The following is a 17,723-nucleotide window of genomic DNA, read 5'->3' on the forward strand; positions in this document are numbered from 1 at the left end:
TTCGCTCGCACGCTCGGCGGCGGACGACAGGTGCGCGGCGCACGCCGACGAAGCCGGAGTAACGGAAAGCGCAGGCGCGCGAACGCCGATCGATCGGCGTGCTCCGTCGACGGGGCATGGCAGGGCGGCGTCGCGCTCGCCCATGGCGCTGCGAGCCGCGTGGCGACGCCGCCCGCAAACGAGGGCTATTTCTTGATGAAGCGCAGCGCGAGGCGCGCGAGCCGCGGCACGATCATCGGCCGCAGCAGCCGCTTGTCGTAGCCCGCCATGCGCCGTTCGTTCTCGGCGAGACACAGCGCGATCAACTCGCGCGGGTTCAGCGCGTCGCCGACCGTCGTCGCCGTGTTGGCCGGAAAGTTCGCGTCGCGCGCGACGCCGTCGGCGTCGATGCCGCGCGCAATGCCGATGCGTTCCCAGATCAGGAGCGCCCACACCGCCGCGACTCGCGCGAAGAGCCACGGCCTGCGCCACCACGGCATGTTGCGCCCGTACCATGCGAACCAGTTCACGAAGAACAGGATGTGCCGGCCTTCTTCCTGAATCACCGGCTCGAACGTCTCGACGAGCGCTTCCGGAAAATAGCCCGAGCGCTGCGCGGAGCGGAACAGCCCGAACGCGAAGAAGCTGTCGATGCACTCGCTGAAGCCCGTGACCATCCACGCCCATTCGGCGTCCTTCGGCGCCGGATACGCGGGCTCGGGCGCAAGCCGGATGCCGTACGCCTCGACGAGCTTCGACAGCACGGCCTTGTGGCGCGCTTCCTCGGCCGCGTCCATGTCGAGCGCCCGGCGCAGCAGCGGATCGCGCACGGTCGACGCGAACGTCGCGACGCGAATCGACGCGCGACCTTCGGTCTGCACGGCGATGTCCCAGATGGGCAGCGACGTCAGGCGCTGAAGTTCTTCGGGGCTGAGGGGCGGCCAGCCGATGACGGCCGGCTTGTACGGGTTGTGGGTATCGAGCAGCATCCGGCAGAACATCTGCTTGTGCGTGTCGGAACCGATCTGCACCGGGCCGCGACTCTCATGGACCCAGTTGCGCATAGCGTGATCCGCCGCCGCTTGCTCTTGTCGCAGCGTGTCAGACATGGCCTGATTGGTATCGTGATTTCGGGAGCTGACGATTCTTACATAGCTCGACGAATCACGTATTTTGGCGGCCGGCCCCGCAAGCGCCGAGGGCGCGGGCGGGCACGCCGGCCGGGGCCCGCGCCGGCGTCAACAGTGCGAATCGACCCAGAGGCGTCCCCAGCGGAACGCATAGGCGAGCGCGTGCTCTTCGTCGAAGAAGAAATCGATGGCGTCGAACGAGTAGGCGCGCGCGGGCGCGGGGCCGGCCTTCTCGATCGTGAGGTTCGCGGCGAACAGGCCGTTCGGCAAGCGCGCCGCGGCGGGCGCAACCTCATAACCCTTGTAGCGGATCGAACGATTCATGGCTTTCGCGAAGGGATGGAACGTGCGTGCAGCGTAAGCAATCGCCTCGCGCGCGTGAACCAATCTTTAAACGTAAGCAAATCACTCGGCGCGGGCGAATGGTCATGACCCAGGCATCTTCGTCGCATATGCGGCGCGCGACGGGGGGGCGCCGCACGCCGTGTCGCGAGCATGGACGGCCCCGCGTTCGACCGTGCGACAAACCCGGGCGATCGAGCGGGGAGGCGACGAGGCGATGCGTTGCCCGATGGCGGGGCGGCTTGCGCTCGCGATCGGGCAGTGAATGAGCGGGACCGACGATGAAGGAGACGAATCGGCGCGGCGACGTGCAGGCGCCGCGAGCGATCGACGGACGGACGAAGCGCTCGCCGCGCTGCGCCGCGTATGCGTTCAGCTCGTCGCGGCTTCCAGCGCCGGCGCAAGCGCGCCGCCGCCGGCGACGCGGGTCGCCGCGCGGTGCAATGCGAACGCGAGCGCGAATTCGGCGGCTTGCGCGCCGACGGTTTCGAGCTGCGCCGCGACCTTCGTGTCGGAGCAACTGTCGGCCGTTTCGAAGCGTGTCTCGAGCGTGTTGACCGCGGCGCCGAACGGCGTCGGCCAGCCGCGCAGCGCGTGGACGATCGCGCGCAGCGACGTCAGCACCGTGCCCGCCGCCTGCCAGCCATAGGCGGTGACGATGCAGCCGACCGCGCGCCCGTCGAGATAGGGACGCTCGTCGGCGCGCAGTTCCTCGAGCGTGTCGAGCGCATTCTTCACGAGGCCGGACACGCCGCCGTGGTAGCCGGGCGTCGCGATGACGATCGCATCGGCCGCGCGCACCGCGTCGATCAGCTCGTGCTGCGCGTCGGTGAGCGCGCGCCGCTCGGGCGCGTAGTGCGGCAGCGTGTGCAGGAACGGGCCGTCGAACAGGCGGGTGCGGGCGCCCGCGGCCTGCGCGCCGCGCAGCGCGAAGCCGAGCGCGCGCTCGGTCGACGAGGCCGCGCGGGTCGTGCCGCCGATGCCGACGATGAACGGCCGGCGATGTTGGTCGAATGCGGTCAAAGTGCGCTCCATGAGGGTGCGGCGCCTGGCTGAATCAGGCGGAGAGTTGCATGTTAGCGACCCAATCGGCGCCCGGGAAACGACTTTTCGTTCTATCGATATGCCCGGCGGCCGCCGGGCCGGCGTCGCGCGCGGCGCAATTGGATAGCAGAAATGCTTGGTTGGGATGCGGCGGACGGGCCGATATGATCGCTTCCGTCTCCTCCATGAAATCTTCTCTGACATGGGTTGGCCCCGCCGGTGGGAATGTCGGCGGGGCTTTTTTTCGTGTCCGCGCGCGGCGGATGCGGCGGCGGGCGCGCGCCCGGGCGAGCGGCGCGATGCCGTTGCCCGATTGTCGCCGCGTTCGAATCCGTTGCAGTGCTGCGGCGTGCCGCGCGCCTCGGATCGACGGCGAAGAGGGCGCTGCGGGCCGGTTCGTGTGATATCGCGCCATCTTATGGCCATGGCGCAAATCAAGAATCGCGATTGGATCGATATCCGCCGAGCGACGATCAGGCGAAACGCGCCGCGATTCAGGGGGGCGCTCGTGCGGCGCCTAGCCCGTTTCGCCTCGTCCATCGAGGATAGGCATCCAGGAGCGACATCGTATGGCCCGCGCGCTTCTTGTCGGGCACGACCGGCAACCGCGTATCCAACGAGGCCGTCGTGCAGGGCCTCGCCGCCGCCGACGTGTGGCCGCACCTCAACGACACGTCGGCGTGGCCGGGCTGTTACGAGGACGTATCCGACATACGCTTTCACGACGGCTTGGGTCCGACGCCGCGGCTCGGCGCGCGATTCAGGTTCATGACGTTCGGCTTCTCCGTCGAGGCGGGGGCGAGTACGAGCCCCCGCCCTCGGCCGGCCGGCGCGGATCGCATGGCACGGTCGGGGCGACGGTGCGAGCGACACGGCGCTCGACGTGCATCGCGCGTGGCTCTTCGAGGATTTGCCGGGCGGCCGCGTGCGCATCCTCACGCAGGAGACGCAGATCGGCCAGCCGGCGCGGGAGCTCGCCGCGACGAAGCCGAATTCGATGGTGAACGCGGGTCGGGCGTGGATCGACGGGCTCGCGGCGACGGCCGCGGCCGTCGCCGCGAAGGTTCGCGCGTAGCGTTGATGTTGCGCGCCGGGGTGTGTGCGCGGTTCGACGCGGTCGAGCGCGCCGCGTGCGGAGCGGCGACGCATCGCGCGCAGGCACGCGGTTCACGTCATGGAATGATCGGTTGCGTTGCGTTGCGTTGCAGTTGCAGTTGCAATTGCAATTGCAACTGCAATTGCGGGCGAAGGCGAAGGTTGCGATGTGGACGCATACACGATGCGTCGACAAAGGGCTGCATAGTCGACAACGCCGACACCGACACCGACACCGACACAAACGTACACGTACATGTGAATGCACATGCACATCGGACACGAGCATCGCACATCGCACATCGCACCGACGCGGACACGCTCGCATACGCCCATGCCCATTCACGTCCACGCACTCATGCAAACGGAAATGCCGACGCACTATACATGCATGCACATGCAAATGCGGCAAGGCACGCGCATGCATCCCGCCGCGTTGCAACGGCAAAGTCCAAACCAAAGCCGCTAGCCCACGCGCTTCCTCCGCGCGGCCGGCTTGCCCTTCGCGCCGCATGTCTGGAGCAGCCGCGCGTGCGCCGGATCGCGAAGCGCGCGTTCGTGCCGGACGGCGACCTTGTCGAACCCGGGAATCGCGAGCGGCGGGGCGCAGCATTGCGTCGATCTCGCCGAGCACGCGCGCGCTTGACGGAGCCCGCGAGCTCGAGCGCGCGCTGCGTCGGCACGACGCACGCGTTGCATGCGCACGAAGCGGGGCGCGGAACTTTCTAGCAACCGGGTCGCCATGCCGCTCACCGCCGGCTGCGTCAGCGCGAACCGGGCGGCCGCGCGCGTCACGTTGCGTTCGTCCAGCGGCGCATCGAATGCCTTCAGCAGGTTGAAGTCGAGCATTCTGATATCGATCGCGATCGTCGACCGGAGTTGGCGGGCGGAGCGCGGCTCATGTCTCGATGGCGTCGCCGGCTCGAGCGCGCGACGGGCGAATCAACGGCGAACAGCGATGAACCGACACGAATCAGTCTGCGGAATTGCGCCGGGCGCGGATGCCCGCCGCATCGCCGCGCGCGCGGCGGAAAACGACAAATGCGCGGCGGCGAAAGCCCGCGCGGATGGGCTGCGGCGCTCGTTCGAGCCCCGATTGCGCATCGCGCAAATGCGCGTCGCGGCCCACGCGCGCGGCATGGGCGCGCGCGGCCGCGCGGGCCGCCCGCCGGGGCCGCGCCGCGCGCTGCGGCGCATCATCCGGATTGGCGGCCGCTTTCGTCCGCGCGCCGAAACGCTCGCTCGCATCACTTGTACAAACGTGTCGCATTTGCGCAAGCGTTTGTCGTAATTCGTCGGCTGCACGGGGTTTTTTCTGGCAACCATGTAGGCACGCTGTGACGGCGTATTTCCCCGCTCAACGAGGAGACGTTGCAATGGATGCCCCGAAGGTCGTAGTCGAAGGTCTGTGCAAGGTGTTTGGAAGCAATCCGCGGCAAGCGCTCGACATGCTCGCCGCGGGCGCGACGAAGGATGAAGTGTTCGCGCGCACGGGCCAGGTGGTCGGCGTGCACAACGTGTCGTTCGACGTGCGGGAAGGCGAGATTTTCGTGTTGATGGGCCTGTCCGGCTCCGGCAAGTCGACGCTGATCCGGCTCGTCAACCGGCTCGTCGAGCCGAGCGCCGGCAAGGTGATGATCGACGGGCGCGACGTCGCCGCGGTGCGCCGCGCGGAGCTGACCGCGCTGCGCCGCACGGACATGAGCATGGTGTTCCAGTCGTTCGCGCTGATGCCGCAGCGCACGGTGCTGTCGAACGCCGCGTTCGGGCTCGAAGTCGCCGGCATGAGCCGCAAGGACCGCGAGCGGCGCGCGATGGACGTGCTCGAGCAGGTGGGCCTCGCGCAGTTCGCGCACAAGCTGCCCGCCGAGCTTTCGGGCGGCATGCAGCAGCGCGTCGGCCTCGCGCGCGCGCTCGCCGTCAACCCGTCGCTGATGATCATGGACGAGGCGTTCTCCGCGCTCGATCCGCTCAAGCGCAAGGAAATGCAGAACGTGCTGCTGCAGCTTCAGAAGGAGCAGCGCCGCACGATCATGTTCGTGTCGCACGATCTCGAGGAGGCGCTGCGCATCGGCAGCCGCATCGCGATCATGGAAGGCGGCCGGCTCGTGCAGGTCGGCACGCCGCAGGAGATCATCGCGAACCCCGCCGACGACTACGTGCGCGCGTTCTTCGAAGGCATCGACACGAGCCGCTACCTGACGGCGGGCGACCTGATGCTGACGGGCGCGGTGCCGCTCGTGTCGAAGCTCGATGCGACGCATGTCGCCGCGTCGCTGAACGGCAGCGCCGAATACGCGTTCGTGCTCGACGAGGCGCGCAAGATTCGCGGCTTCGTCACGCGCGACGCGCTGAACGGCGCGACGCCGAACGTGCGCCAGGTCGAAAGCATCCGGCGCGACGCGACGCTCGAGCACGTCGTCGAGCGCGTCGTCGCGCATTCGCACGCGCTGCCCGTCGTCGACGACGACGGCCGCTACTGCGGCTCGGTCGATCGGGCCGTGCTCCTGAAAGCCATTACGCGTTCGCGAGGTTCCCATGTCTGAACTCATTCCGCTCGGCAGCTGGGTCGACCAGACGGTTCACTATCTGCTCGACCACGACGCGAAGACGTTCGACGCGATCGGCCGCGCGATCGAAGGGCTCGCCGCGCTCGTCGAGCACGGGCTGCAGGCCGTGCCGATGTGGCTGATGATGGCGATCTTCATCGGCGTGGGGCTCTGGCGCGTCGGCTGGCGCTTCGCGATCTTCACCGCGGCGTCGCTGCTCCTGATCTTCGCGACGGGCTTCTGGGACCAGACGGTCGTCACGCTCGGGCTCACGCTGTCGTCGACGATCGTGAGCCTCGTGCTCGGTATTCCGCTCGGCATCTGGGCCGCGAAGAGCAAGTGGGTCGCCGCGATCGTGCGGCCGATCCTCGACCTGATGCAGACGATGCCCGCGTTCGTCTATCTGATTCCGGCCGCGATGCTGTTCGGCCTCGGCCGCGTGCCGGGCATCCTGTCGACGGTGATCTTCGCGATGCCGCCCGCGGTGCGCCTGACGAGCCTCGGCATCCGCCACGTGAACCGCGAGATCGTCGAGGCGGGGCAGGCGTTCGGATGCACGCCGTGGCAGCTGCTCTACAAGGTGCAGTTTCCGAACGCGTTGCCGTCGATCATGCAGGGCGTGAACCAGACGATCATGATGGCGCTGTCGATGGTGATCATCGCGTCGATGGTCGGCGCGGGCGGCCTCGGCAACGACGTGCTCGCGAGCATCCAGCGCCTCGACATCGGCCTCGGCTTCGAAAGTGGCCTGTCGGTCGTGCTGCTCGCGATCATTCTCGATCGCATCACCGAGAGCTTCGGCCGCGCGCCGGGCACGGCGAAGGCGCCGCTTTTCTCGGGCCTGCGGCAATGGCTCGGTCCGCGTTCGCGCTCGCCGGTCGCGCAGGCCTGACGCGTCCCGCACTCCCTCGCCTCTTCGTTTCGCCGATCCGGTCGTCTCCGGCGGGCCGTCCGCCGCCGGAGCGGCTTCGTGCAATCCGTTCGCTGGAGAACGATGTGACGTCCGCCGCCGCTGCCGCACCCGCCGACTGCGCCGAGCCGGTTTCCTCGGTCGCGCATTTCGGGTTCCTGACGTTGCCGAATTTCTCGATGATCGCGTTCACGAGCGCGGTCGAAGTGCTGCGCATGGCGAACTACGTCGCGCGCGCCGACCACTACCGCTGGTCGATCTTCTCGCTCGACGGCGCGCCCGTGCGCGCGAGCAACGGGATCGCGGTGCGGCCGACGCAGCCGCTCGACCTCGACGATCCGCCCGACGCGATGATCGTCTGCGGCGGCATCCGGATTCGCGAGGCGGTCGACGAGCCGGTGCGCGGCGCGCTCGCGGCGCTCGCCGCGCGCGGCGTGCCGCTCGGCGGCATCTGCACGGGCGCGTACGCGCTGATGGCGTGCGGGCTGCTCGACGGCTACCGGTGCGCGGTGCATTGGGAGAACCTGTCGGCGCTGTACGCGGAGTTTCCGCAGGTGCGCTTCGCCGACGAGCTGTTCGTCGTCGATCGCGACCGCCTGACCTGCACCGGCGGCACCGCGCCGCTCGACCTGATGCTGAACCTCGTCGGCGCGCGGCTCGGGCCGCCGCTCGCCGCGCAGGTCTCCGAGCAGTTCATTCTCGAGCGCATTCGCGGCGCGACCGATCCGCAGCCGATTCCGGTCGACGCGCGCGTCGGCTTCTCGCGCGCGGAGCTGATCGAAGTCGTGCGGCTGATGGAGGCGAACATCGAGGAGCCGCTGTCGCTCGAGGAGCTCGCGCGGCTCGTGCGGCTGTCGCAGCGCCATGTGCAACGGATGTTCAAGGTCTATCTGAACGTGTCGCCGACGCATTACTACCTGACGCTGCGCCTGAAGCGCGCGCGCGATCTGCTGCGCACCACCGATGCGTCGATCGCGCGCGTGACGACGATCTGCGGCTTTCATTCGCCGTGCCATTTCAGCAAGGCGTACCGCGCGCAGTTCGGCCATGCGCCGAGCCACGAGCGGCGCGTGCCGGCGCGCTGAGCGCATCGAACGAAACGCGCGGCCGCCGGGATCGCGGCGCGCGTTCAAGCCACGAATCGATCCCATGTTGACGACATCTTTGTAGATGAGGAGAAGCACGATGAAGCGAAATCTGATCGCGGCGGCCTGCGGGCTCGCCATCGCGGCCGCGCCGCTCGCGAGCGCCCGGGCGGGCGATCCGCCGACCTGCAAGGCCGTGCGCTTTGCGGACGTCGGCTGGACCGACATCGCCGCGACGACGGGGCTCGCGTCGACGATGCTCGCCGGGCTCGGCTATGCGCCGACGAAGACGATCGCGTCGGTGCCGATCACGTTCGCCGGGATCAAGAGCAAGCAGATCGACGTGTTTCTCGGCTACTGGTCGCCGACGATGGACCCGATGATCGCGCCGTTCACGAAGGCAGGCACGATCAAGGTGCTCGCCGCGCCGAACCTGACGGGCGCGAAGTACACGCTCGCGGTGCCCGACTACGTGTACCAGGGCGGCCTGAAGTCGTTCGCCGACATCCAGAAGTACGCGGACAAGCTGAACGGCAAGATCTACGGGATCGAGCCCGGCAACGACGGCAACGCGCTCATCAAGAAGATGGTCGACGGCAACCAGTTCGGCCTCGGCAAGTTCAAGCTCGTCGAGTCGAGCGAGGCGGGGATGCTCGTCGAAGTGAACCGCGCGATCCGCGACAAGCAGTGGATCGTGTTCCTCGGCTGGGAGCCGCATCCGATGAACGTGCAGATGAAGATCGATTACCTGAGCGGCGGCGACGACGTGTTCGGCCCGAATTACGGCGAAGCGAAGGTGCTGACTGCGACGCCGCCCGATTACGCGGCGCGCTGCCCGAACGTCGCGAAGTTCGTGTCGAATCTGCAGTTCACGACGTCGATCGAGAATCACGTGATGCTGCCGATCATGAACAAGGAAGAGCCGAACAAGGCGGCGGCCGAATGGCTGAAGGCGAACCCGCAGTCGCTCGACAAGTGGCTCGCCGGCGTGACGACGTTCGACGGCAAGCCGGGCCTGCCCGCCGTCAAGCATTACCTCGGCATCCAGTAACGCCGGGTTCGCCGCGCGAGGCGGGCACAGCCCCGAGTCGCGCGGCCGTCGGCCGCTTGGTCGTCGGCGCGCGTCGCCGAGGCGGGCGGTCGCCTTCCTTCCCCTGAAACCTTCCGGCCATCGGCGCCCGTCGCGCGCCGTGCTCCCCGGACGCTTCCAAAAAGCAGAAAGCTGAAAGTTTTCTTAGAGCCCGGTTGGAAATGCAAATTTCCGCCCTCGTAGCCACGCTGATGTAGGGCGCTGCTTTGCAAGTAGCCCGTCGGCAAGGAGTGCAGGCGTGGACCAGATGAGCTGGAATTCGCCATTTCATCAATTTTCAAACGGGCTCCTGGAATCGCCCGCATACGCTGTAACGGGGGCAAAAGAAATGCGCCGGGCCGTTCTGTTCATCTTCGTCGCGTGCGCGGCGTTCACGCATCGACGCGGAAAGGTGCGTCACGGGTTCTTCCGCCAACTGCCCGATCACTCGACGTTCACCGCTCCGCTCAATTGTTTCGCTTACGCGTTCTCCACCGTGCCGAATACGCCGTATTCGACGAGTCGCATTTTCCGGAGTTCGCGATCCTCAGACGCGAGTGGAACACGTTCCGCGACGAGGCGCTCGCGTTGCGCGACGACAGCCGGATCAAGGCGTCGGGCGAGTACGACGACATCGGCTTCAATTCGTTCTTCCGCAAGGGCTGGAAGCGGTTCTGCCTGAAGTGGTACGACCGTCCGCATCCGTCGGCGCTCGCGCATCGTCCGCGCTCGCTCGCGATCCTGTCGAAGATTCCGTCGGTAAAGGCGGCGATGCTCGCGCAGCTGCCGCCGGGGGGCAAGCTCGGGCTGCATCGCGATCCGTACGCCGGGTCGCTGCGCGATCACCTCGGGCTCGCGACGCCGAACGACGCCGAACGACGACGAATGCGCGATCGTCGTCGACGGCGATCCGTACGCGTGGCGCGACGGCGAGGCGGTGATGTTCGACGAAACCTATCTGCATTGGGCCGAGAGCCGCACCGATCAGGACCGCATCATTCTGTTCCGCGACATCGAGCGGCCGATGCGATACCGCCGGGCGCAGGCGGTGAACGGCGCGATCGGCGGCGCTCGGATGCGCGCGGCGGCGTCGCCGAACGAAACGGGTGACCGCACGGGAGGCCTGAACCGGCTGTTCCGCTATCTGTACGCGATCCGGCGCATCGGCAAGCGGATGAAGGCGTGGAATCGCACCGCCTATTACGTCGTCAAGTGGGCGCTGTTCGGCCGGCTACTCGTCGCGATACCGTGGCGGTGAGCGTTCGCTCGCGCGCGCCGTTTCGCTTCCGGCGTCGCCGGCGCGGCGTTGGCTGCCGGATCAGAAGAAATCGAGCGCGCCGAACACCTTGTTCGCCTTTCGCTTCGCGTCGCTCGACAGGTTGCTGTCCTCGACCGCCTGTTTCGCGACCTGCGTGCCGACGTTCTTGACGACGCTCAGCACCGCCGACACCGGATTGAAGCGGCCCTTCGTGACGATGTCGACGACCGCCCTGCCGATGCCCTTGAACACCGCGACGATATATTTGCCGGCCTGCTCGAAGCCCCATTGGAGATTGTCCTTGTTGGTGCCGTCGAGCCGTACGTGCGTGTCGCTCGTCTGGTCGAGCTGGTGACCGGTTTCGCGCAGATGCTGCCAGCCGCCGCCGCCCACGACGTCCTGCAGCAGGCCCGCTTCGGTGCCGTGCCGCGCGTCGCCGTCCTTCGTGAACCCGTCGATCTTGCCGTCGCCGACGACGTCGTTCGGCCGCTCGCCGCCTTCGCGGTTCTTCGCGCTCTTCACGTACGTGAGCAGCGCCGCGGCCTTGTATGCCTGATCGGGATCGTTGTACATGTCGCCGCCGACGAACTGGTTCAGCTTGTCGCGGATGCCGCTCTGGTTGCCGAGGTGCTTGAGGAGCGGATTGTCGTCGATGATCCGCTGCGCGGTGCGGTTGTCGCCGGGCGGGCGTTTCGTTTGCGCGTCCGGCATTTGCGCCGCAAAGCGCGCCATCGACGGATCGGGCGATGCGACGCAGCGCGCGGGCGGCGCATCGTTCGGCGCATCGTTCGTCGATTCGACGAGCGACAGCGGGGCGTCGGCATCGGCCGCAGACGTCATCGCGAACCGCAGCGGCGGCTGCGACGAATGCGGCGTTCGCTGCGAATCGGGCCCGCCGCATTCGCGGATCGCTTGTCGAACCAGTCGTTTCAATTGTTGCCGGACATTGGCGTCGATGTCGGCGTCGATCGAGGACGGCAACCGCTCGTCGCCGAACGAGGCTGCAAGGTTCGTGGCGAGCGGGGCGCCGACGATGTTGCCGGGAATTCGGATCATGGGCGTGCGGGTGGAGGCGGCCGACAGCGGCCGAGGCCCGCAATCTTATGAGCGGGGCGGCGCGCCGCACGCGCGCGGCGCGAAGGGCGCGCGCGGAAAGCGAAGCGTTGTGTGGCGAAGCGGTGCGGCGCGCGTTGTCGCGATTCCCGAGATTTCCGAGATTTCCGTGATTTCCGCGTGCGCGGCGCGCGGCTGGCCGTGGGGCGGCGCGAGCGGCGCGGCCGGCGCAAGCCCGTCGTCGGCGTGAGCGGGCCCTAGACCGGAATCGCGCCGCCGCGCAGCCGGATCGCGACGCGCACGATCCGGATCAGCGCGCCTGACAGCAGCGCGAGCGCGGTCGGCAGGTCGCGGCGGCGGATGTCGAGCAGCAGCACGATCCGCACGTCGTCGCTCTCGTTCCAGACTTCGTGCTCGAACGTGTCGTCCCATAGCAGGAACTGGCCGTCGTCGAGGCGGTAGTCGCGGCCGTCGATCTTTAGGGCGGCGGCGGGCGCGCCGTCCGCGCGCCTGGGCATCGACAGCACCAGATAGCCGCGCAGGATGCCGCGAAACGGCCCGCGGTGCGGCGGGATGTGCTTGCCCGGCGCGAGAAACGAGAACGACGCGGACAGCACGTCGGGCGACGCCGCGACGATCGACGCGAGCGTCGGGCAGCGCCCGAGGTTTTGCGGGAAGCGCACGCCGTATGCCTGCATGATGAACATGCGCCAGTCGCGCGCGTCGTTCGCGGAGATCGCCGCCTGCTCGCGCATGATCTCGTGGAAGCGCGGAATCCGGCTCAGGTCGCGCGACACCGCGAGCGCTTCGTCGCGGATCGCGCGCCACGCGCCCGTGAAGCGCGCGGCGTCCGGAAACAGCACGGCCGCGTCCAGCTCGGCGCCGCAATGGATTCGTCGATCGTAGAGGTCGCGCAGCTTGCGCGCGCCGAAATCGTAGATGGCAGCCATATCCAGGCGTTCGTCGGGCAGATGCGTCGGGCGCGGCCGGTCGGTCGGTCGTCCGGCGGCGCGCCGCGTGAAATCAAGGACCGGGTTCTTATAACGATAGTCGCAAACGCGGCGCGTTGCGCGTTCGCCGGCCGCCGCGCCGCGTTTCGTCGGGTTTCATTTCGTTTCATCACGCCCCGGCGGTGGTCCGCGTCGGTCGCCCGAGTAGCGTAGCGCCCCGCGTGCGAGGCGGGCATGCGTTTGTCGCGTGGAAGCGAACGATCGGCGAAACGTAAGCGGGTTCGCGGCGGCGCGGAGAATGGGAACGCCGGCCGAGCGCGGCGCGCGGCTGGTGGCGACGTGTCGGGGCAGGCGGGGGGTGCCCCTATGTTGTTCGTCAAGCGTTAGGGGCCGACTTGGGTTGGTAAATGGTTCCGTCGCGCAGCATGGCGAACAGGACGTCGCAGCGTCGCCGAGCCAGTGCGATGAGCGCTTGGTTGTGGCGCTTGCCTTGCTGGATCTTGCGCGAGTAATAGGCCCGTGAGACTGGGTCTCGTAAGGCCGCGAAGGCGGAGAGGAACAAGGCGCGCTTGAGCACCTTGTTGCCCCGTCTAGACGGGTGCTCGCCACGGATCGACGAGCCTGAGCGCCGGGTGACCGGCGCGAGGCCAGCGTAGGCCGCCAGATGAGCAGCCGAAGCGAAGGCTTTATGGGCGACTTCGGTCAGGAGTCTGGCGGCGGTCCTGACGCCGACTCCCGGCATGCTGGTCAGGACCGGCCAAAGAGGGTGAGCGAGCACCAGTCGCTCCACTTCGGCGGCGATCTCGTCGCGCTGCTTGCGCAAGGCGGCGAGTTGCTGGGCCAAGCGGGGCATGACGATGGTGGCAGCCTGCGTGCCGGGCACGATCACGGCTTGTTCGCTCAGAGCCTGAACGATCTCAGTCGCCAAGCTTTTACCCATACGGGGCGCGAGCTTGGTCAGACGGTTGGCGAGCGTCTTCTCGCTGGTGGCGGCAAGCGCGGCGGGCGACGGGTAGCGCTCAAGGAGATCGAGCACCGCTGGATGGTCGAGGCGCGGTCCGAGAACGCGCTCGAGCGCCGGATGGATCTGGGTGAGCAGGCCGCGAATGCGGTTGCTGGTTTGAGTGACCTGGGCGGCAAGATCATCGTCGAAGCCGCACAACATGGTGAGCTCGGCGAGCTGCTCGTCGGCCAATCGAAGCGAGCGCAGCGTATGCGGCATCGAGCGGGCGGATTCGGCAATGATCGCGGCATCGCGGGCGTCGGTCTTGGCTTCACCTGCATGCAGATCGGCGATGCGGCGCATGGCCAGTCCCGGCAGATAGGCGACGAGTATGCCTTCAGCGCGGGCGACGGCCACTGGAAGCGCTCCGATGGTGGAAGGCTGATCGACGACGAACAGGAGTCGACCGTGAGTCTTGAGTTCGGCGATGAGGGCGCGCAGCTTGGCCTCGTCGTTGGGTAGCGCCTTGTTGTACAGACGCTTGCCGTGCCGATCGAGTGCGACGGCGTGATGCTGACCTTTACCGACGTCGACGCCAATGAAGACATCGATGGCGTCATGTTGTTGGGTGTCTTGCATTGCAGTTTATGCAGAGTGAACGGGTTGGCCTGCAACAACGGTGGCAAGTCTCGGCATCCACGTTACGGACGGCGTCGGGATATCCCGGCCAAACCCCTATCAGCGATCACCAGCCACCCACCAGGCCCGGTGACAACACCCCCCGGATCATGACTGCGACTGGGGGCGGGAATCATACCGGGCCTGGCTGGCCAAAACCCCGATTATCGGGGCGTGAAGATAGTAACGGGGCGCGTCGGGCGTATCCGCGCGGTGCGGGCGGCCGCACCGCGCGGCGCGGCGGGCGAATCGCACGCTCGAATCGTCGGCTCGAATCGCGGGCTCAAATCGCAAGCCCGAACCCAAGCCCGAATCCCAAGCCCGAATCCCAAGCCCGAATCCCAAGCCCGAATCCCAAGCCCGAATGGAACCGATTCGGCGCGCCCGCCCGCCGCGCAGCGCGGGCGGCGCGGTTTAGCGCCGATCGTCGTCGACGTAGTTGCGGATCACGTCGACGAAGCTCGCATCGCCCTTCAGGCCGAGCGCTTCGGCGCGCGACGTGTCCCATCGCCCCGGCCAGCTGCCGACGATCTTCACGACGCGCTCGTCCTCGGCGCGGCGGATCAGCTTCACCGCGTCGATGCCGGCGACTTCGCGCAGCGCGTCGATCATTTCGTCAACCGTCACCGAGATTCCCGGCAGGTTGATCACGCGCCGGTTGCCGAGCTTCGCGCCGTCGAGCTCGCAGCCGGCGACGAGCGCGTCGATCGCGCGGCGCGGCGACAGCAGCCAAAGCCGCGTGCCGCCCGGCACCGGGCACACCGCTTCCTCGCCGTTCAGCGGCTCGCGAATGATCCCGCTCGCGAACGACGAGGCCGCCGCGTTCGGCCGGCCCGGCCGCACGCTGATCGTTGGCAGCCGCAGCACGCGGCCGTCGACGAAGCCGCGGCGCGTATAGTCCGACAGCAGCAGCTCGGCGATCGCCTTCTGCACGCCGTACGACGACTGCGGATCGAGCGCGGTGTCGTCCTCGACGAGCTCGGGCAGCGCGCCGCCGTACACCGCGACCGAACTCGTGAACACGATGCGCGGCCGGTGCCCGCGCGCGCGGCACACGTCGAGCAGCAGGCGCGACGCGTCGAGGTTGATGCGCATCCCGAGGTCGAAATCGGCTTCCGCCTGGCCGCTGACGATCGCGGCGAGATGGAAGATCGCGTGCGTGCGCGCGTCGATCGCGGCGTCGAGCACGGCGCGCTCGCCGATGTCGCCGACGATCGCGCTCACGCGCGGATCGCCGAAGTCGCCGCCCTTGACGACGTCGAGCAGCACGAGCTCGTCGATCCGCTGCGGCGCGCCGTCCGGGCCGGCCAGTTCGCCGCGCGCGAGCAGCTGTTTCGCGAGACGCTGGCCGAGAAAGCCGGCGCCGCCAGTGATCAGAACCTTCATCGCAATGTGCCTCGTGAGAATGCGGGATTACAGGTAGGGTGCGAGCCAGCCGAGGCCCTCGGACGTGCCGGCCCTCGGCCGATACTCGCAGCCGATCCAGCCGTCGTAGCCGAGCGCGTCGATCAGCTCGAACAGATACGGATAGTGGATTTCGCCGACGTCGGGCTCGTGCCGCTCGGGCACGCCGGCGATCTGGATGTGGCCGATGCCCGCGATGTCGCGCGTCAACTTCGTCGCCAGATCGCCTTCGACGATCTGGCAGTGATAGCAGTCGAACTGCACCTTCAGGTTCGGCGCGCCGACTTCGCGGCAGATCGCCTGCGCGTCGTCCTGGCGGTTCAGGAAGAAGCCCGGCATGTCGCGCGGGTTGATCGGCTCGATGACGATCGTCGCGTTCTGCGCGCGCGCCGCTTCGGCCGCGTGCGCGAGATTGCGCAGGTACGTGTCGCGGTGCTTCGCGCGATCCTGCTCCGGTGCGATCAGGCCCGCCATCACGTGGATCTTGTCGTTGCCGATCACGCGCGCGTAGCCGAGCGCGGTGTCGATCGCGCGCTTGAACTCGTCCTCGCGGCCCGGCAGCGACGCGATGCCGCGCTCGCCCGCCGCCCAGTCGCCGGGCGGCGCGTTGAAGAGCGCCTGCACGAGGCCGTTCGCGTCGAGGCGCGATTTCAGCTCGGCGGCGGGGAAGTCGTACGGAAACAGGTACTCGACCGCCTTGAAGTCGTCGCGTGCCGCGGCGGCGAAGCGCTCGAGGAACGCGTGCTCGTTGTACATCATCGTGAGGTTGGCGGCGAAGCGTGGCATGGCGTCGGTTCCAGGTCCGGAGGTTGAAAGGCGGGCGGCACGGCGCGCATTCCGGCGTGCGCCGCGCCGCCGACGATCGATTATCGGTTGACGAGCTTCGCCGGCGTGAGCCACACGGCGATCGCGCCGATCACGAGCATCGCGGCGAGCACGTACATGCCGGCGGACGTGCTGCTCGTCGCGTCCTTCAGATAGCCGATCAGATAGGGGCTCGCGAAGCCGGCGAGGTTGCCGATCGAGTTGATGATCGCGATGCCGGCCGCGGCGCCCGTGCCCGCGAGGAACGCGGTCGGCAGCGACCAGAAGAGCGGCGCGCAGGTGAGCACGCCGCCCGCGGCGATCGACAGGAACAGGATCGACACGGTGGTGTTGTGCGAGTACGCGGCGGCCACCGAGAAGCCGGCGGTGCCCATCAGCGCGGGCACGATCAGGTGCCAGCGGCGCTCGCGGCGCTTGTCCGCGCTGTGGCCGAAGAGGTTCATCGCGACGATCGCGAACGCGAACGGAATCGCGCTCAGCAGGCCGATCTGCAGCGTATCGGTGATGCCCGTCGATTTGACGAGCGTCGGCATCCAGAACGTGAGCCCGTACTGGCCGGTGACGAACGTGAAATAGATCAGCGACATCCACCACATGCGCGGATCGCGCAGCACGCTCGCGAGCGAGTGCGCGTGCTTGTCGCGCTCGTGCGGCTGCGCGTCGATCGCGTCGGTCAGCAGCTTTTTCTCGCGCTCGGTGAGCCACTTCGCGCTGCGGATGCTGTTGTCGAGATAGAGGATCGTCGCGATGCCGATCGCGATCGCGGGCACCGCCTCGATCACGAACATCCATTGCCAGCCCTGAAAGCCCGAGCCGCCGTGGAAGCGCTCCATGATCCAGCCGGACAGCGGATTGCCGAAGATGCCCGACACCGGAATCGCCGACATGAACACCGCGATGATCTTCGCGCGGCGGTGCGTCGGGAACCAGTACGTGAGGTACAGGATCACGCCCGGATAGAAGCCCGCTTCCGCGAGGCCGAGCAGGAAGCGCAGCACGTAGAACTGCGTCGGCGTCTTCACGAACGCGAAGAGCGCGGACAGCAGGCCCCAGGTGATCATGATCCGCGCGATCCAGATGCGCGCGCCGATCCGGTGCATCAGCATGTTGCTCGGCAGCTCGAACAGGAAATAGCCGAGAAAGAAGATGCCCGCGCCGAGGCCGAACACGGTCTCGCTGAACGCGAGATCCTGCGACATCTGCAGCTTCGCGAAGCCGACGTTCACGCGGTCCAGGTACGCGACCACGTAGCAGAGCATCAGGAACGGCACGATGCGCCAGAACACTTTCTTGTAGGTCAGATCGAGCTCGGCCTGTCCGGCCGCCTCGAGCGGCCGGGCCGCGGCTGCTTGGCTGGGAATCATTTCCGCTGTCTCCATGAGTTGTCGACGCCGGCCGCGTGCGCGGCC

At 67.8% G+C, this 17,723-nt stretch carries 14 protein-coding genes and 3 pseudogenes; 7 read left to right on the forward strand and 10 right to left on the reverse strand.

Annotation, left to right across the window (positions count from 1 at the left end):
• Window positions 1-185 precede the first annotated feature (185 nt).
• From WT60_RS24895 to WT60_RS24905, 3 genes are all read right to left on the reverse strand, one after another.
• Window positions 186-1,088: a hypothetical protein gene (locus WT60_RS24895; RefSeq protein ID WP_059575916.1), complete on the reverse strand. Its 903-nt coding sequence runs from the start codon at window positions 1,086-1,088 to the stop codon at window positions 186-188.
• A gap of 129 nt (window positions 1,089-1,217) precedes the next feature.
• Entirely contained in the window at window positions 1,218-1,433 is a 216-nt protein-coding gene (locus WT60_RS24900; protein WP_004198708.1) for a hypothetical protein, read from the reverse strand.
• Window positions 1,434-1,823: 390 nt separating this feature from the next.
• A complete protein-coding gene (locus tag WT60_RS24905) occupies window positions 1,824-2,486 on the reverse strand; it encodes an NAD(P)H-dependent oxidoreductase (protein ID WP_059575914.1) in 663 nt (220 codons plus the stop codon).
• An 892-nt stretch (window positions 2,487-3,378) separates the two neighbouring features.
• Here WT60_RS24905 and WT60_RS35750 point away from each other — a divergent pair.
• Complete coding sequence (locus tag WT60_RS35750; RefSeq protein WP_331458215.1) at window positions 3,379-3,570, forward strand: hypothetical protein; 192 nt, start codon at window positions 3,379-3,381, stop codon at window positions 3,568-3,570.
• 621 nt (window positions 3,571-4,191) lie between these two features.
• Here WT60_RS35750 and WT60_RS35370 read toward each other — a convergent pair.
• Window positions 4,192-4,439: pseudogene (locus WT60_RS35370) on the reverse strand (LysR family transcriptional regulator); the annotation flags it as partial.
• 95 nt (window positions 4,440-4,534) lie between these two features.
• Here WT60_RS35370 and WT60_RS24925 point away from each other — a divergent pair.
• The 5 genes and pseudogenes from WT60_RS24925 to WT60_RS24945 all read left to right on the forward strand — a co-directional run.
• Window positions 4,535-6,136 (forward strand): annotated as a pseudogene (locus WT60_RS24925) (glycine betaine/L-proline ABC transporter ATP-binding protein); the annotation flags it as partial.
• Complete coding sequence (choW, locus tag WT60_RS24930; protein ID WP_038753230.1) at window positions 6,129-7,031, forward strand: choline ABC transporter permease subunit; 903 nt, start codon at window positions 6,129-6,131, stop codon at window positions 7,029-7,031. The pseudogene WT60_RS24925 and the gene choW, both read left to right, overlap by 8 nt.
• A 104-nt stretch (window positions 7,032-7,135) precedes the next feature.
• The gene (locus WT60_RS24935; protein ID WP_038753232.1) at window positions 7,136-8,134 is read left to right on the forward strand and encodes a GlxA family transcriptional regulator; all 999 of its coding nucleotides are present in this window, start codon (window positions 7,136-7,138) and stop codon (window positions 8,132-8,134) included.
• A 100-nt stretch (window positions 8,135-8,234) separates the two neighbouring features.
• Window positions 8,235-9,185: a choline ABC transporter substrate-binding protein gene (locus WT60_RS24940; protein ID WP_059575909.1), complete on the forward strand. Its 951-nt coding sequence runs from the start codon at window positions 8,235-8,237 to the stop codon at window positions 9,183-9,185.
• A 367-nt stretch (window positions 9,186-9,552) separates the two neighbouring features.
• Window positions 9,553-10,461 (forward strand): annotated as a pseudogene (locus tag WT60_RS24945) (aspartyl/asparaginyl beta-hydroxylase domain-containing protein).
• Between the two features lie 60 nt (window positions 10,462-10,521).
• Here WT60_RS24945 and WT60_RS24950 read toward each other — a convergent pair.
• Window positions 10,522-11,172, reverse strand: coding sequence for a hypothetical protein (locus WT60_RS24950; RefSeq protein ID WP_236860920.1), 651 nt, complete (start codon window positions 11,170-11,172; stop codon window positions 10,522-10,524).
• Between WT60_RS24950 and WT60_RS35375 the strand changes: the two genes are divergently transcribed.
• Window positions 11,114-11,764 carry a hypothetical protein gene (locus WT60_RS35375; RefSeq protein WP_236860921.1) on the forward strand — a complete coding sequence of 217 codons (651 nt, stop codon included), beginning with the start codon at window positions 11,114-11,116 and terminating at the stop codon, window positions 11,762-11,764. The genes WT60_RS24950 and WT60_RS35375 overlap by 59 nt on opposite strands.
• A gap of 7 nt (window positions 11,765-11,771) precedes the next feature.
• Here WT60_RS35375 and WT60_RS24960 read toward each other — a convergent pair whose 3' ends face one another.
• The 5 genes from WT60_RS24960 to WT60_RS24980 all read right to left on the reverse strand — a co-directional run bounded on the left by WT60_RS24960 (window position 11,772) and on the right by WT60_RS24980 (window position 17,678).
• A complete protein-coding gene (locus tag WT60_RS24960; RefSeq protein ID WP_060355599.1) occupies window positions 11,772-12,464 on the reverse strand; it encodes an aspartyl/asparaginyl beta-hydroxylase domain-containing protein in 693 nt (230 codons plus the stop codon).
• Between the two features lie 376 nt (window positions 12,465-12,840).
• On the reverse strand, window positions 12,841-14,046 hold the full coding sequence (locus tag WT60_RS24965; protein WP_038744735.1) for an IS110 family transposase: 1,206 nt from the start codon (window positions 14,044-14,046) through the stop codon (window positions 12,841-12,843).
• Between the two features lie 453 nt (window positions 14,047-14,499).
• Window positions 14,500-15,471: a D-erythronate dehydrogenase gene (gene denD / locus WT60_RS24970; RefSeq protein WP_038753240.1), complete on the reverse strand. Its 972-nt coding sequence runs from the start codon at window positions 15,469-15,471 to the stop codon at window positions 14,500-14,502.
• Between the two features lie 27 nt (window positions 15,472-15,498).
• A complete protein-coding gene (gene otnI / locus WT60_RS24975; RefSeq protein WP_059575902.1) occupies window positions 15,499-16,275 on the reverse strand; it encodes a 2-oxo-tetronate isomerase in 777 nt (258 codons plus the stop codon).
• 80 nt (window positions 16,276-16,355) lie between these two features.
• Entirely contained in the window at window positions 16,356-17,678 is a 1,323-nt protein-coding gene (locus WT60_RS24980; RefSeq protein ID WP_059575900.1) for an MFS transporter, read from the reverse strand.
• Window positions 17,679-17,723 lie beyond the last annotated feature (45 nt).

It is taken from the genome of Burkholderia sp. MSMB617WGS (assembly GCF_001532025.2).
Lineage (GTDB): Bacteria > Pseudomonadota > Gammaproteobacteria > Burkholderiales > Burkholderiaceae > Burkholderia > Burkholderia savannae.